13 protein-coding genes are annotated in these 13,814 nt (G+C 70.7%); 6 read left to right on the top strand and 7 right to left on the bottom strand.

Annotated features, from left to right (window positions below):
• Positions 1-263 precede the first annotated feature (263 nt).
• A complete protein-coding gene (locus ACGFMK_RS03535; protein WP_392758085.1) occupies positions 264-725 on the top strand; it encodes a hypothetical protein in 462 nt (153 codons plus the stop codon).
• 78 nt (positions 726-803) lie between these two features.
• Here the strand turns inward: ACGFMK_RS03535 and ACGFMK_RS03530 are convergent, their stop codons facing one another.
• The gene (locus ACGFMK_RS03530; protein WP_003097368.1) at positions 804-1,007 is read right to left on the bottom strand and encodes a cold-shock protein; all 204 of its coding nucleotides are present in this window, start codon (positions 1,005-1,007) and stop codon (positions 804-806) included.
• Between the two features lie 457 nt (positions 1,008-1,464).
• Here ACGFMK_RS03530 and ACGFMK_RS03525 point away from each other — a divergent pair, with 457 nt between their 5' ends.
• The 4 genes from ACGFMK_RS03525 to ACGFMK_RS03510 all read left to right on the top strand — a co-directional run bounded on the left by ACGFMK_RS03525 (position 1,465) and on the right by ACGFMK_RS03510 (position 4,202).
• Positions 1,465-2,676, top strand: a complete 1,212-nt coding sequence (locus tag ACGFMK_RS03525) for an Ig-like domain-containing protein (RefSeq protein ID WP_392758082.1) — start codon at positions 1,465-1,467, stop codon at positions 2,674-2,676.
• A gap of 173 nt (positions 2,677-2,849) precedes the next feature.
• Complete coding sequence (locus ACGFMK_RS03520) at positions 2,850-3,155, top strand: hypothetical protein (protein ID WP_392758080.1); 306 nt, start codon at positions 2,850-2,852, stop codon at positions 3,153-3,155.
• 4 nt (positions 3,156-3,159) lie between these two features.
• Entirely contained in the window at positions 3,160-3,714 is a 555-nt protein-coding gene (locus ACGFMK_RS03515; protein WP_323329175.1) for a SigE family RNA polymerase sigma factor, read from the top strand.
• A gap of 5 nt (positions 3,715-3,719) precedes the next feature.
• A complete protein-coding gene (locus ACGFMK_RS03510) occupies positions 3,720-4,202 on the top strand; it encodes a hypothetical protein (RefSeq protein WP_392758078.1) in 483 nt (160 codons plus the stop codon).
• 341 nt (positions 4,203-4,543) lie between these two features.
• On the opposite strand, the gene ACGFMK_RS03505 is transcribed toward ACGFMK_RS03510, so the two are convergent.
• On the bottom strand, positions 4,544-5,884 hold the full coding sequence (locus tag ACGFMK_RS03505; protein ID WP_392758610.1) for an MFS transporter: 1,341 nt from the start codon (positions 5,882-5,884) through the stop codon (positions 4,544-4,546).
• 237 nt (positions 5,885-6,121) lie between these two features.
• Between ACGFMK_RS03505 and ACGFMK_RS03500 the strand changes: the two genes are divergently transcribed.
• Positions 6,122-6,709, top strand: a complete 588-nt coding sequence (locus tag ACGFMK_RS03500; RefSeq protein ID WP_392758076.1) for a PaaI family thioesterase — start codon at positions 6,122-6,124, stop codon at positions 6,707-6,709.
• Positions 6,710-6,745: 36 nt separating this feature from the next.
• Here ACGFMK_RS03500 and ACGFMK_RS03495 read toward each other — a convergent pair whose 3' ends face one another.
• The 5 genes from ACGFMK_RS03495 to ACGFMK_RS03475 form a co-directional block, all read right to left on the bottom strand.
• Positions 6,746-9,418: a tetratricopeptide repeat protein gene (locus tag ACGFMK_RS03495; RefSeq protein ID WP_392758074.1), complete on the bottom strand. Its 2,673-nt coding sequence runs from the start codon at positions 9,416-9,418 to the stop codon at positions 6,746-6,748.
• Between the two features lie 55 nt (positions 9,419-9,473).
• Complete coding sequence (locus ACGFMK_RS03490) at positions 9,474-10,445, bottom strand: glutamate ABC transporter substrate-binding protein (RefSeq protein WP_392758072.1); 972 nt, start codon at positions 10,443-10,445, stop codon at positions 9,474-9,476.
• Positions 10,442-11,863, bottom strand: coding sequence for a hypothetical protein (locus ACGFMK_RS03485; protein WP_392758070.1), 1,422 nt, complete (start codon positions 11,861-11,863; stop codon positions 10,442-10,444). The genes ACGFMK_RS03490 and ACGFMK_RS03485 overlap by 4 nt, the downstream gene beginning before the upstream one ends.
• Before the next feature lie 189 nt (positions 11,864-12,052).
• Complete coding sequence (locus ACGFMK_RS03480; RefSeq protein ID WP_392758069.1) at positions 12,053-12,691, bottom strand: response regulator; 639 nt, start codon at positions 12,689-12,691, stop codon at positions 12,053-12,055.
• On the bottom strand, positions 12,688-13,809 hold the full coding sequence (locus ACGFMK_RS03475; RefSeq protein ID WP_392758067.1) for a sensor histidine kinase: 1,122 nt from the start codon (positions 13,807-13,809) through the stop codon (positions 12,688-12,690). The genes ACGFMK_RS03480 and ACGFMK_RS03475 overlap by 4 nt, the downstream gene beginning before the upstream one ends.
• Positions 13,810-13,814 lie beyond the last annotated feature (5 nt).

The raw sequence follows: 13,814 nt of genomic DNA, 5'->3' as shown, positions 1-13,814 counted from the left end.
GGCTTCGCCCTTCGGACCCCGATCATTTCGGTGTTTTGCCCGGGGGCCGAGCCCCCGGACCCCCACGGTGCGGTTGCCAGACTTTCGGCGTTTCCTGAGCCAGTTTCTTTGTGTGATCGACTCGTACTGTTAGTGACTGGTTGCATTGTGTTTACTGTTGATTGGGCTTAATGGGTGGGGGTTGGGCTGATCGGGTAAATAAAGGGGCGTGTCGTGGCTCACAGTGGTTTGTGGTGTGAGACCTAACCGTTATCGTGTGGTCCGTGCCCCTTCCCTCACTCGGCCGCTTGAGCAGCCGCACGAACCTCAAGGCAGTGTCCTCCGGGCGTCACCGCGGTGCCGCCAAGACCGCCGACGACGGTGTTGTCGAGGACAAGGAACTCACCAGCTACCTGGCCGCTCTGGCGCCCGATGCCGACAACGAGAGCACCGGGACCGGCAAGCGGTTCGGGGAAGCTCAGGTCTTTCAGCTTCGGATGAGCCTCATCGCCAGCAAGCAGCTCTCCGACGTCGCCGAAGCGCGGGGGATCTCTCCGCAGGCCCTGGCGCAGGAGTGGATCCTCGAGCGGCTCAACTGGGAGGGGCAGGCCGCCTCTCTCCAGGACCAGCGCCAGGTCCAGAGCCAGCGCCAGGTCCAGAGCCAGGACGAAGAGCTGACCGACCTCACCGACGAGTTCCACTTCCCCGCCGACGCGTTCGACGCGCCGGCCGCGGGACGTCGCTGAACACATGAGAAAGGGCCCCCAGCCGTAGCAAGGCTGGGGGCCCTTCACTCAGGCCTTAAGACGCGCAAAGGGCCTGTCTCAGATCGCGCGGACCTTCTGGGCCTGCGGGCCCTTCTGGCCCTGGCCGACCTCGAACTCCACTCGCTGGTTCTCCTCGAGAGTGCGGAAGCCACGCCCCTCGATCTCCGAGTAGTGCACGAACACGTCGCCTTCGCCGCCGTCCTGCGCGATGAAGCCGAAGCCCTTCTCCGCGTTGAACCACTTCACAGTGCCTTGCGCCACCGCTGTTCTCCTCGTTACACAGATCCGCTTCGAATGCCACCGAAGCGGCACCCCGACCGTCCCGGGCGGTTCCAACGAGTCGAGTCAAGAGCGTGTCGGCTCCATGGCTCGCGTCAGAAGTTCCGCGAGTGTGAAGCCACGAACACGCAAAACGACGGCCTGCAAGCAGACTACCGGGATCTGGCCAAAGTTGAACCCCGTGATCGAGGCGAAAAACGCCTGTCACGGCCAAGGTCACCGGAACGTCGTAGGGCTCCCCACCCGCTTCTGTCGGACCCACCGGTTAGTCTTGCGCAGCACATCGGCTCCGTGATCACCGGATACGGCTCGGAGCCGGTCGTGCCCCCTCCGTGAAGGCCCACCGGACCAGCTGTGACGTTCGTCACTCGGACAGTGCTCAACGTCCGGGGTCCGCGACACGTCTCGAAGAGGGGAAGCACCAAAGGGGCAAAGGGGAATGGGTGTGACGGTGAGGAACTCCACGCGGCGCCGGGGCGCGGCTGTGGCACTGGGCTTGGTCGCCGTGCTGACGCTGGGGGCGTGCAGCAGTGAACCGACGGTGTCGGCGAGCGGCACGTCGGGCGGGGGCCCGACGCAGGCGCCGGCTCCCACCGCACAGCCCGCGAAACTGGCGGTGACCCCGGCCGCGGGCGCGCAGGACGTCGCGCCCGGCGAGCCGGTCGGCGTCAAGGTCGACAGCGGCACGATCGTCTCGGTCACGCTGACCAACCCGGACGGCAAGCAGGTCCAGGGCCAGACGTCGGCGGACAAGAAGAGCTGGAACACCACCGAGCAGCTCGGTTACGGCAAGACCTACACCTGGTCCGGCCAGGCGCAGGGCTCCGACGGCAAGAACGTGCCCATCGGCGGCACGTTCACCACCGTCAAGCCGAGGCGGCAGATGCAGGCCAGCCTGAACGTCGGTGACGGCCAGACGTACGGCATCGCGATGCCCATCGCCCTGACCTTCCCGAGCCGCGTCACCGACAAGGCCTCCGTCGAGAAGGCGCTTTCCGTTGAGACCACGCCGAAGACCGAGGGCTCCTGGGCCTGGCTGGACGGCGACACCTCGGTGCACTGGCGGCCGAAGGAGTACTTCAAGCCCAACACGCAGGTGAAGGTCAACGCCAAGATCTACGGCGTCAAGATCGGCGAAGGCGTGTACGGCAAGCAGGACGTCTCGGCCAGCTTCGCCATCGGGCGCTCGCAGATCGTCAAGGGCAACACCACGCAGCACACCATGCAGGTGATCCGTGACGGCCAGCAGATCGCCGACTACCCGGTGAGCTACGGCCTCGACTCCGACCCGGGCCGCGTCACCCACAGCGGCACGCACGTCGTGATGGGCAAGCAGGCCACGTACTCGATGAGCAACCCGAAGTACCACTACGAGAACGTCGTGGTGCCGTGGGCGGTCCGGATCTCGAACAACGGCGAGTTCATCCACGGCCTGGCCGCGTCGGTCTGGGCGCAGGGCAAGAAGAACATCTCGCACGGCTGCCTGAACCTCTCGCCCGCGCGCGCCAAGGAGTACTACGACGGCGTGCTCACCGGCGACCCGGTCGAGATCACCGGCAGCACGCAGACGCTGACCGCCAAGGACGGCGACTACAGCGACTGGACCTACGACTGGGCGAGCTGGCAGAAGCTGTCGGCGCTCGCCGGCTGAGAAAGACCTTCGAGGAACACCGGGCGGCCGGGAAGTCCAGCACGGACTTCCCGGCCGTTCGTGCTTTCCGCGAAACCCGGGAAATCCGATGCAACCCCGGCGATCCCCCACCGCATGACTACGGGCAGAGGCGCGGCGATCGACGGCCGCGCCCGCGAGAATGAGGAGCTGTCTTGCGTATCCGCATCGCCTTGTCCCTCGGCGCGCTCGTGCTCGCCGGTGGCGCCCTGACCGGTGGCATCGCCATGGCCGCCCCGTCGCCGACGGCGCCGCCCCAGGCGACGACGACCCGGCCGGCCGAGCCGCCCACCCAGGCTCCGGCCCCGGCCCAGACCACCCGCAAGCCCGTGTCGGCGCCGAGCGCCGTCCCGGCGACGTCGAAGGCCCCGCGCGCCGAGCAGGCTCCGCGTGTCCCCCGCGCCGTCCCGGCCGGCCCGACCGGCGACCTGCACCTCCCGGCGATCCGGGAGACCCGGTAGTCAGGTGATCTCCCGCTCCCGTCCGTCGACCGGGCCGGGCTCGCCGTGGGACGGCGAGTTCGCCCGGTACTTCGGCGAGCGCGCGCACAGCCTCCGGTCCACGGCGTACCTGCTCTGCGGCGACTGGCACCAAGCCGAAGACCTCACGCAGGCGGCCCTGATCAAGCTGTACCTCGCCTGGCCGAGGCTGTCGCGCCACGACACCCTGGACGCCTACGCCCGCAAGGTCGTGCTCCGCACGTTCCTCGCCGAGCACCGGCGCAGCAGGTGGAAACGGGAGCGGCTCACCGACACCCTGCCGGAGCTCCCGGCGGAACCCGCCGGGAGCGACCAGGACATGCTGGTCCGGCAGGCACTGGCCGTACTGGCCCCCAAGCAGCGCGCCGTGCTGGTGCTGCGGTACTTCGAGGACCTGAGCGTCGAGGAGACGGCGCAGGCCCTCGGCTGCAGCACCGGCACGGTGAAGAGCCAGGCCTCCCGGGGCCTGGCCACGCTGCGCAACCGGCTCGGCCCGCACTACAGCGCGCTGTCGTTCAGCGCACCCACGGAGGGGAGGTGACGAACATGGACCCCGAAGACGACGTCCGCGTGATCCTGACCGGCGCGGCCGCCGAAACGCCGCCGATGCGGCTCGAGGCCGCCGACGTGATCGAGCGTGGTGGCCGGATCCGGCGGCGGCGCAAGCGAATGGCCGTCGCAGGCACCTCGACGGCGACGGCGGTGATCCTCGCGGTGGCCGGTTTCCTGGCCGGCCACCGCCTCGGGCCGCCGGACCCGGTGCAGCCCGCGAACCCCGGCCTGTCCACGATCGGCACCACCGCTCCCCCGTCGCCGATGCCGACCCCGTCCCAGAAGGAGGTCCCGGCGACGTCGATCGCACCGCCGGCGGCCCAGCCGGGCCGCGCGGTGCCGAGCACCCAACGGCCGTCGAGCCCGCCGGTTGCCGCGACCTCCCGGAAGTCGAGGCAACCCTCGTCGGTGACGTCGCCACCGTCGGCCAACCCGACCGAGACGAGCACGAGACCAACGCCGACGACGTCTCGCTGACCGCTTCCGCAGGTCGGCGACATGGCGTAGATCACCGTTTCGAGGTGGGTTTCCGACGAAATACCGAGCTGGTTCGTGGCGATACACCTGTGGTGTTCCGATCGGACGCCGCCCGACTGCTCAGCCGGCGCTGTTCGCCGGCCCGAGAACCCGAGGAGGAAGCACATGGTGTTCGCCGCACTGATCGTCGAAACCGGAGTCGCTGTCGTCGTAGCGAGCGCGCTCGCTGCCTGGTCCCGCAAGCGCTTCGCTCCTCGGAACGACGCCAGCTGACCCACGACGCACGTGTGCCCCGCCCGGTGATCCGGACGGGGCACACGTTTTTGCGAGGCGCGCTGCGCTCAACGCTGAGCGGACGCGCCGGTCAGGGACTTGCCGCCCCCACTGTCCTCGGTGTCGATCTGCTCGATCGGCACCTGCGACGTCTCCGGGATCTTGATGATCGGGATGATCGCGATCAGGGCCGCCGCCATCAGGTAGTACGCCGGCCAGTCCGGGTTTCCGGTGCTCTGGATCAGCGCCGTCACGATGACACCGCAGGTACCACCGAACAGCGACGTCGAGATGTTGTAGCCGATCGCGAACGAGCCGTACCGGACGCGGGTCGGGAACATCGCCGGGAACGTCGAGCCGATCACCGCGAGCATCAGCACCAGCAGGATCGCCACGATCAGGAACCCGACGAACAGCCACAGGATGCTGCCGGACTGCATCAGCTTCAGCGACGGCCAGCTCAGCACCAGGAACCCGATGGCCGCGGTGAGCAGCAGCGGTTTCCGGCCGATCCGGTCGGAGAGCGCACCCAGCGGGATGATGATCGCCATCTGGAGGACCTCGACCGCGATGATGATCAGCGTCGACGTGTTGTCGTTGATCTTCAACGTCTCGGTGAAGTACGTCGGCATCGTGGTCAGCAGCAGGTAGTCCGCGACGTTCAGCAGCAGCACGATGCCGATCAGGTTGAGGATCATCCGCCAGTTGCGGGTGAAGATCTCCTTGAGCGGCGCCTTCCGCGGCTTCTCACCCGAGGCCTCCAGCCGGCGGAACTCTGGGGTGTCCTCGAGCTTGTTCCGCAGGTAGAGCCCGACCAGGCCCAGCGGCAGCGCGACGAAGAACGGGATCCGCCAGCCCCAGGCGTCGACCTGGTCGGCGGACAGCGAGAGCGTCACGGCCAGCACCACGAGGTTGCCGAGCACGTACCCGGCGAGCGTCCCCAGTTCGAGGAAGCTGCCGAAGAAGCCACGGCGCTTGGTCGGCGAGTACTCGGCGATGAACGTCGCCGCGCCGCCGTACTCACCGCCGGTGGAGAAACCCTGGATGATGCGCAGGAGCAGGATCGCGATCGGGGCCGCGATGCCCATGCTGTAACCGCCGGAGTACGTCGGCAGGACGCCCACCAGGAAGGTGCAGCCCGACATCAGCAGGATCGTGATGGCCAGGACCTTCTGGCGGCCGATCTTGTCCCCGAGCGGGCCGAAGAACGCGCCACCGAACGGCCGCACGATGAACCCGACCGCGAGCAGCGCCAGCGACTTGAGCACGGCGTTGCCCTCACCGGGGAAGAACTCCGAGCCGATGCTGACGGCGATGGCGCCCGAGGTGAAGACGCCGTAGTCGTACCACTCGGTGGCGTTGCCCATCGCGGACGCCCACACGGCCCGCTTGACGGTTCTCTCGTCCACCGCCGGTTTGCCCGTCGTTGCTGCTGGTTCGCTCATGCCGACGACGACCTCCTCCGTGCGGTGCCCACTGGGCCATTCGAGCTCATCACCCCAGTCTTGCCCGGTCGTCGCAGGTCGGCAGTCTGAGCCGGAGAATCTCTACGGTGTGGAATTTTCCGGCTACCGAGAGGTAGGCGTTGCCCGGTCACGCCGCGGGCCGGACGAAGCGGACGACTACCGGCGAGTTAACGTCAGCGCATGAGTCGTGTTTCTCAACCCTGGCCGCCGGCACCGGTGGAGCCGGCGGTCCCGCACCCGAAGGCCCCCGCGGCCGGCACCGAGCTCGGGGTGCACTTCGGCGAGTGCTTCGGCTGCGGCGACGAGGCCGACGCCGGGCTGCACCTGCGCTCGACCGTCGGTGAGGGCCAGGTCGTGCACTCGCGGTTCACCGTCACCGCGGCCCACCAGGGTGCCCCCGGGCTCGCCCACGGCGGCCTCCTGGCCTGCGCGTTCGACGAGGCGCTCGGCTCGACGGTCGGCAACCTGATGCGCCGCCCGGCGGTCACCGGGAAGCTGGAGACGGACTTCCGCCGTCCGGTGCCGGTCGGCTCGACGCTGTTCATCACCGCACGCCTCGACGGCATCGCCGGCCGCAAGATCTACGTCAGCGCGGACGGCCGCCTCGACGCGGAGGACGGCCCGATCGCGGTGAGCGCCCGCGCCCTGTTCATCGTGGTGGGCTTCGACCACTTCTCGAACCACGGCGACCCGCAGGCGCTGGAGAAGCTGGCCGCGCAGCACGAGAAGAACCAGCGCGAACGCGGCGACTGGGAGATCAACCCCTGACCGGCACTTTCACGTGAAAGTGCCGCTTTTTGGTGGTCAGGTGAGCGTGCGGGGGCGGATGGCGTTCGCCTTGTCGACCAGCTCCACCCGCTGCTCGACCGTCGCCGCCAGGCGGGCCAGCGCGCGGTAGCAGCGCTCCAGGCCGAACCGCAGCTCACGCTCGTCCAGCTCGCAGCCCAGCACCCGCCCACCCGGTGACGGCGGGCCCTGCCGAGGGCCGCGAAGCCACTCGTACGCGGCTTCGAGCACCCCGGCCGAGAGCTTCGTGCGACGCTCGGCGTCCAGGCGGAGACGCTCGAGCCGGGCCGACGCGTCGAGCAGGTCGTGCTCGCTGACCAGGGCTTCCTTGCCCGCCGCCCGGGTCGCGGTCGTCTTGATCTTGATCGCGGCGACCTGCGCGTCGACGTAGTGCGTCGACGACGGTGGCACCGTCTCGAGCACCTCGACCGCGCTGGTCCGGGCCCCCTGCGCCAGGTAGACGCGGGCGAGGCCGAAGGCGGCGCTGACGTAGTTGCGGTCGGTCCGCCAGACCAGCTCGTAGAACCGCGCGGCCGCGAAGTAGTCGCCGACGCCCTCGGCGCTGACCCCCAGCGCCAGCTTCGGCGCGATCTCGCCGGGCAGGTCGTCGTACACCGCCTCGAACGCGACGTGCGCGACGCGCGAACGGCCGCCCGCCAGCTCGATCAGGCCGCGGTACCAGTCGATCCGCCAGTCGTGCGGGAAGCCGTTCTTGATCGCCAGGTACTGCGCCGCCTGCAGCTGGCGCTGCGCCTCCGACAGCTCACCCAGCTCGATCCGGGCGCGGACGATCCGCAGCCGCACCTCGATCGACTCGCGGGGCGCGCCGGCCAGTGCCTCGATCGCGCCGCGCGATTCGAGCGAGGTCGTCGTGGCGAGCACGCCCGCCGCCGGGTCGTCCGTGTCGACCTGCGGGATCGGCAGGCCGGCGACGACCTCGGCCGCGCCGGGCAGCGGCACGCTGCCACCGGCCTCCGGCACCACGAGCTGCACGCCGAACGTGCGGCTCTCCGGGCCGAACACCGTGGACGCGCCGGGCCGCGGCTTTCCGGTGCCCAGCGCCATGATCTCGCGCAGCACCCCGGTGAGCTGGTCGGCCATCTCCTCGGCGGAGAGGAACCGCCGGTCCGGGTCGGCGTGCGTCGCGCGCTTCAGGAACCGGTGGTACGAACCGAAGAGCGCGAACAGCGGGACCGCGTCCGGGCCCGGCAGGGTCGACTTGAACTTCGTGGTGTAGCCGGTGAACTCGAAGCTCAGCACGGCGAGCGTGCGCCCGACGGTGAACAGGTCCGACGCGATCGACGCGCCCTGCGTCGCCAGTTCCGGCGCGCTGTAGCCGGTGGTGAAGAACAGCGGGCTCTCGTAGTCGTCGGTCCGCCGGACCGCGCCCAGGTCGATCAGCTTCAGCTGCTCGTTGGTCTGGATCACGTTGTCCGGCTTGAGGTCGCAGTAGAGCAGGCCCTGGCTGTGCAGGTAGCCCATGGCGGGCAGGATCTCCAGCCCGTACGCGATGACCTGGCCGATCGGCAGCGGCTCCGGACGCCGGCTCTCCCGGTGGTGCGCCAGCGCGAGCTGCCGCAGCGACTGGCCGCCGACGTACTCCATGACGATGTAGCCGACGGTCGTGCCGCTGTGCGCGTCCGGGTGCTGCACAAAGTTGTGGATCTTGACGATGTTCGGGTGCTCGACCTCGGCCAGGAAGCGCTGTTCGTTGGCCGCGGCCGCCATCGCCGTCGCGTCACCGGTGTCGATCAGTCCTTTGAGGACGACCCAGCGGTCACTGACGTTGTGGTCCTGCGCCAGGTAGATCCAGCCCAGGCCGCCGTACGCGATCGCGCCGAGCACCTCGTACTGGCCACCGACCAGCTCGTGCGGCTGCAGCTTCGGCAGGAACGAAAACGGCGCACCGCAGTTTTCGCACTTTCCTTCCGGCGAACCGGGTTTCCCGTCGGCACCGCGGCCGACCTTCGCACTGCAGCTGCCGCAGAAGCGCTTTTCCTCCGACACCACCGGGTTCGTCAGCACCGCCGACGCCGGGTCGCGCGCGGGAACCGGTGGGACCTCGACCAGCCCGGCGCCGAGCCGGCCGCGGCGCGAGCGCGACGTCCGGGACGACGTCCGCCGCGACGTGCCGGGGAACGAGCCGGAGCCGGACCCCGAACCACTGCCCGTCCCGGCGCCCGTACCCGTACCCGTGCCGGTGTGCCTGCCGTCGCTGCTGCGCTCGGGCAGCACGCTCTCGGTGCCCGGGTCCGGCAGCATCCCGGGCCCGGTCTCCGGCCGCGGCACCGGCGGCATGATGCTCTGGGTCTCCGGCGCCGGCGCCGCGAGCACGCTCGTCGGCTGCGGCGCGTTCGGGTCCGGCCGGACCGCCTGGGTCGGTTCCACCGACGGCGCGACCGGGGGCGCGACCGGGGTCATCCGCCCCGGCGGCCGGGTCGGGTCGTTCGCACCGGGGATCTGCCCGCGCACGAAGGTCCGCTCACCCCGCGGCGGTGTCGGCGGACGCCGGACCGGCGTGTGGAAGACGGTCTTCTCGGCGGCGGGCGGCTCGGTGTCGTCGAGCCGGCCGGAGATCGACGGCTCGGGCGTCTCCCAGCGCACCGGTGGCGGCGGCTGCCAGCTCGGCGGGGCCACCTGCTGCTCGTCGTCCGGTGCGGCGTGCCGAGGACGGCGCGGCTCCTCCGACACTGCTACCTCCCAGATCCCCGACGACGTACGAGGACCGATTCTAGTCGCGAGCCACTCACTGGTACTGCGGTGACGGCGGGGACGCCGGGCCCAGCGAGGACTCCACCCACTTGTGGTAACTGTCCTGCCAGGCGCCGTTGCCGCGGACCTGGTCCAGGACGGCGTTGACGTACTTGACCATGTCCTCGTTGTCCTTCGGCACGCCGATGCCGTAGTTCTCCTCGGTGAACTGGTCGCCGACGACCTGCAGCGTCGGGTCCTGCGCGGCCATCCCGGCGAGGATGGTGTCGTCGGTCGACACCGCCTCGACCTGACCCTGCTGGAGCATCACCAGGCAGTCCGACCAGTTGTCGACCGAGACCGGCACCGGCTTGGCCGGGTCCGTCGCGATCTTCGCCAGCGACGTCGACTTCTTCGCCGCGCACACCCGCTTGCCGGTGAGGTCGGTCAGCTTCCGGACCGGGGACTCCTTGGTGACCAGGATCCGCTGCCCCGCCTTGTAGTAGACGGAGGAGAACTGGACGACCTTCCGGCGGTCGCACGTGATGCTGTAGGTCCGGACCACGACGTCGACCTGGTGGTCCTTCAGGACGTTCTCGCGCTGCGACGACGGGATCGCGCGGAACTGGACGTGCCCGTCCGCCGAGCCGAAGATCGCCTTGGCGATCTGGTTGACCATGTCGATGTCGAAGCCCTCGAGGTTGCCCGTGGTGGGGTTGCGGAACCCGAACAGGTAGGTCGTCTGGTCGACCCCGGCGATCAGCTTCCCGCGTTCCTTGATCTTCGCCATGGTCGAGCCGGAGGGGATCGACGTCCCGCTCGGCGCGAGGCTGGCCAGCGGGTTGCAGCTGGTGTCGGCGCCGCCACCGGCGGTCGAGTCCGGGCCGCCGACGTGAGCGGGCTGCGGCCACGCGGCGTTGCTCACCGGTGCCGGGTCGACCGGTTTCCCGGGACTCCCGCAGGCCGCCGCCAGTGCCGCGACGACGACCAGCACGCCCGTCCGGACCGCGTAACCCCGCCTGCTCACCGGTACTCCCTCAGTCGCTCCCGGATTCCCATGGTGACACCCGCCGCGGCGACGACCGCGAGAACGGCCAAGCCGGGCGCGAGGAGCGTCAGCGCGCGGTCGCCGTTGTGGGTGCTGTCGAGGAACTCCTGCCGCCCGACGTCGATCGCGTCCTGGAGGCTGTCGTCGAGCCGCCGGAACGCCGGCGCCGAGCCGTCGGTCTTGTCCTCCAGCACGGCGAGGTCGACGGCTTCCTGGTACTGCCCGGAGTCGTCACGGGAGCGGACCTGCTTGTGCGCCTGGAACCAGTCGTTCGCGGCCTTGGTCGCGTCGGCGACCTTCTTGGCGCCGTCACCGTCCGGGATCAGGCCGCGGGCTTCGGCGAGCAGGCCGCCCTGACCGTCGGCTCCGGCCAGCTGGACGGCGTTGGTGCCGAAGTCCTTTTCGTAGGCGGCGCCGTCGCCGCGGGCGACCAGCGTCAGCGTTTCGTCGGCGCGGGCCTGCAGCGCCGCGATCCGCGCGCGCACGAGGACGTCGACGCGGTGCGAGCCGTCGTCCTGGCCGCCGCCGACCAGGCTGCCCTGCACGATCAGCGCGACCGAGCCCCACAGCAGCGACACCACGACGGCGGCCGTCGCGACGACGAGCCCGACGTTCAGCAGCCGGTTGGTCCGGCGGGTCAGGTAGACCTGGGCGACGACGAGCGCGGCCAGCAGCGCGACCACCAGGATCACGGCGAGCCACGGGAAGCCGGTGGCGCTGTCCTGCTCCTCGATCAGCTTCTCGGTGTCGACGCGGTAGAGGTCCTGGGCGGCGGGCAGGATCTTCGCCCGCATCAGCTCGGACGCCTCGCGCAGGTAGGACGCGCCGACCGGGTAGCCGAGCCGGTTGTTCGACCGCGCCGTCTCGACCAGGCCGGTGTAGACCGGCAGCGACTGGTTCAGCACGTCGACCGGGCCGGCGGCGTCGGCGACGTCACCGGAGTCGGAAGCCGCCTTCGCGAGCGCCGCGCCGGCTTCGGCGATGTCACGCTCGTAGCGCTGGCGGAGTTCGGGCGGTTCGGTGCCGATCGAAAGGAAGGCGCTCGCCGCGGTCGCGTCCGCGTCCGACAGCGACCGGTAGACCTGCTGGGACGCGGCGGCGAGGGGTTCGCGGTGGTCGATGACCCCGCTGATCGTGTTGTCGCGGTTCTGCACCGACAGCGTCGCGACGAGCCCGGCGACGAGGGCCAGCAGCACCAGCCCGACGGCGATCACGGTGAGCCGGCCCGGGGTGGTCGCGGCGGACCGGACGATCGCGCGTATCCCCTGGCCAGGAAGGTCGAGCAGGCCCAGCAAGCCGCTGCGGCCCCCGGCCCGGTCGCGGCCGTCCGGCGGCGACGGCGGTGCGGGTCCCGGTGCGGGCGCCGGGGGACCCGGCGCCGTCGCAGTGCTGGTCATCCCCGATTCCTCCCCATGAACGCTACCCGCAGAAAGGTAGCCGAGTCGCCCCGCGCGCGGGCACCGGCACCGCCCGCTGTCATCAGCACGTGATCTCAGAGCCTTGTTCTGGTCAGCCCGCCGCGCCGCACACGCGAGGCCGCGCGTCCGGACGAAAGTCATGCGGCGGGCGACGGCTGAACAAGGCTCTCAGAGGTGATGAGCGAGCGCATAGCGGACGGCCTCCGCGCGGTGGCGGGCGCCGATCTTCGCGAAGGCGTTGTTGATGTGGGTTTTGACCGTCGTTTCGCCGATGAAGAGCTCCTTGGCGATCTCCGCGTTGGTCAGGCCGCGCGCGATCAGGCCGAGGACTTCGGCCTCCCGGGTGGTCAAGCCGTCCGGCAGCTCGGTCTTGGCGCGCGACGCGGGCCGGCCGTCGAGCGCGGCGACGAGCCGGTCGGAGACCGCGGCGGTGAAGATCGCCTGGCCGGTGGCGGCGGATCTCAGCGCGGCGGCGATCTCGGCGCGGCCGGCGTCCTTGGTCAGGTAGCCGCGGGCGCCGGCACGCAGGGCGTCCGCGATCGACGTGTCGTCGGCGTAGGTGGTCAGCACGACGACGGCGGTGCCGGGGTGGTCGCGCCGGATCAGCCGGGTCGCGGCGACGCCGTCCAGCTCCGGCATCCGCAGGTCCATCAGGACGACGTCGGCGGGGTGTGTGGCCAGCGCCTCGACGGCTTCACGGCCGTTGCCCGCGGAAGCCACGACCGTGATGTCGTCGAGCAGGCCGAGCAGCGCGACCAGGCCCTCGCGGACCGCCTGCTGGTCGTCCGCCACGACCACCCTGATCAACTCCGCACCTCCGCGAGCACGCGCCACCGGCCGTCGTCCGGGCCCGACGCCAGGGTGCCACCGGCGAGTGCGAGCCGCTCGCGCATCCCGGCCAGGCCGAAACCTTCACCTGTTCGAGTGAACTCCCCGAGGTGGTTGGTGACGTCGAGCCGGACGACGTCGTCCGTGTAGGCCAACCGCATCCGGACGTCCGCACCCGGCGCGTGCTTGCCCGCGTTCGTCAGCGCTTCGCGCGCGATGCCGACCAGCGCGACGACAGCCGCCGACGGCAAGGGCCGAGACGCGCCGTCGGCGTCGAAGGCCACGGAAACCCCGTGGTCACGGGCGTGCGCGGCGGCCACCGCGGCGAGCGCGTCGGCCAGCGGCAGGACGTCCCGGCGGAGCGCGGCGACGGCGTCACGGGCTTCGGCCAAGCCGTCGTTGGCGAGCCGCCGGGACCGCCGGACGGTCGCGAGCGCACCGTCCACATCGGACTTCTCGGCCAGCAGCGCCTCGGCCAGCTCGAGCTGGACCCCCAGCGCCCCCAGCGAATGCGCGAGGACGTCGTGCAGCTCGCGCGCGATGCGGGTGCGCTCGTCGAGCGCGGCGGCCCGCGCGTGCTCGGCCTGCGCGAGCCGCGTCTGCTCCAGCAGCGCCTCCGCCTGTCTCGCCTGCACCTCGTACTGCCGCCGGTTGAGCCCGAGCAGCACGAGCAGCAGCATCACGCCGAGGTCGACGAGCCCGAGCGCCCTCCCGGCGACGGCGTACGACGTCAGCGCCAGCAGGACGTCGGCCACGCCGACGGCGACGATCGCCGCGACGCCCACGGTGACCAGCGTCGCGAGCCGGCCCAGCGCGACGACGGACAGCACGATCGCCGACGAGTCCCCGGCCCAGCCGAGTACGGCCGCCGGCACCGCGCCGGCCACCGCGAGCAACGCCGCCGCCGTCCTCGGCAGCCGGTAGGCCAGCACGACGAACCCGAGCCAGCACGCCGCGGAAACGCCGTAACAGGCCCAGATCCGGGGATCCGGTTCGCGCGCCGTCAGCAGCGTCGCCGCGACGAAGAGCGTGCCGAGCGCCTGCACCACCAGCCACGACGGCGCGATGGTGTCCGGCAGCAACGGACGCTTCGGCAACGCTC

The sequence above is a fragment of the Amycolatopsis sp. NPDC049252 genome (genome assembly GCF_043197175.1).
Taxonomy (GTDB): Bacteria; Actinomycetota; Actinomycetes; order Mycobacteriales; family Pseudonocardiaceae; genus Amycolatopsis.
This window is presented reverse-complemented; position numbering and strand designations above follow the sequence as displayed.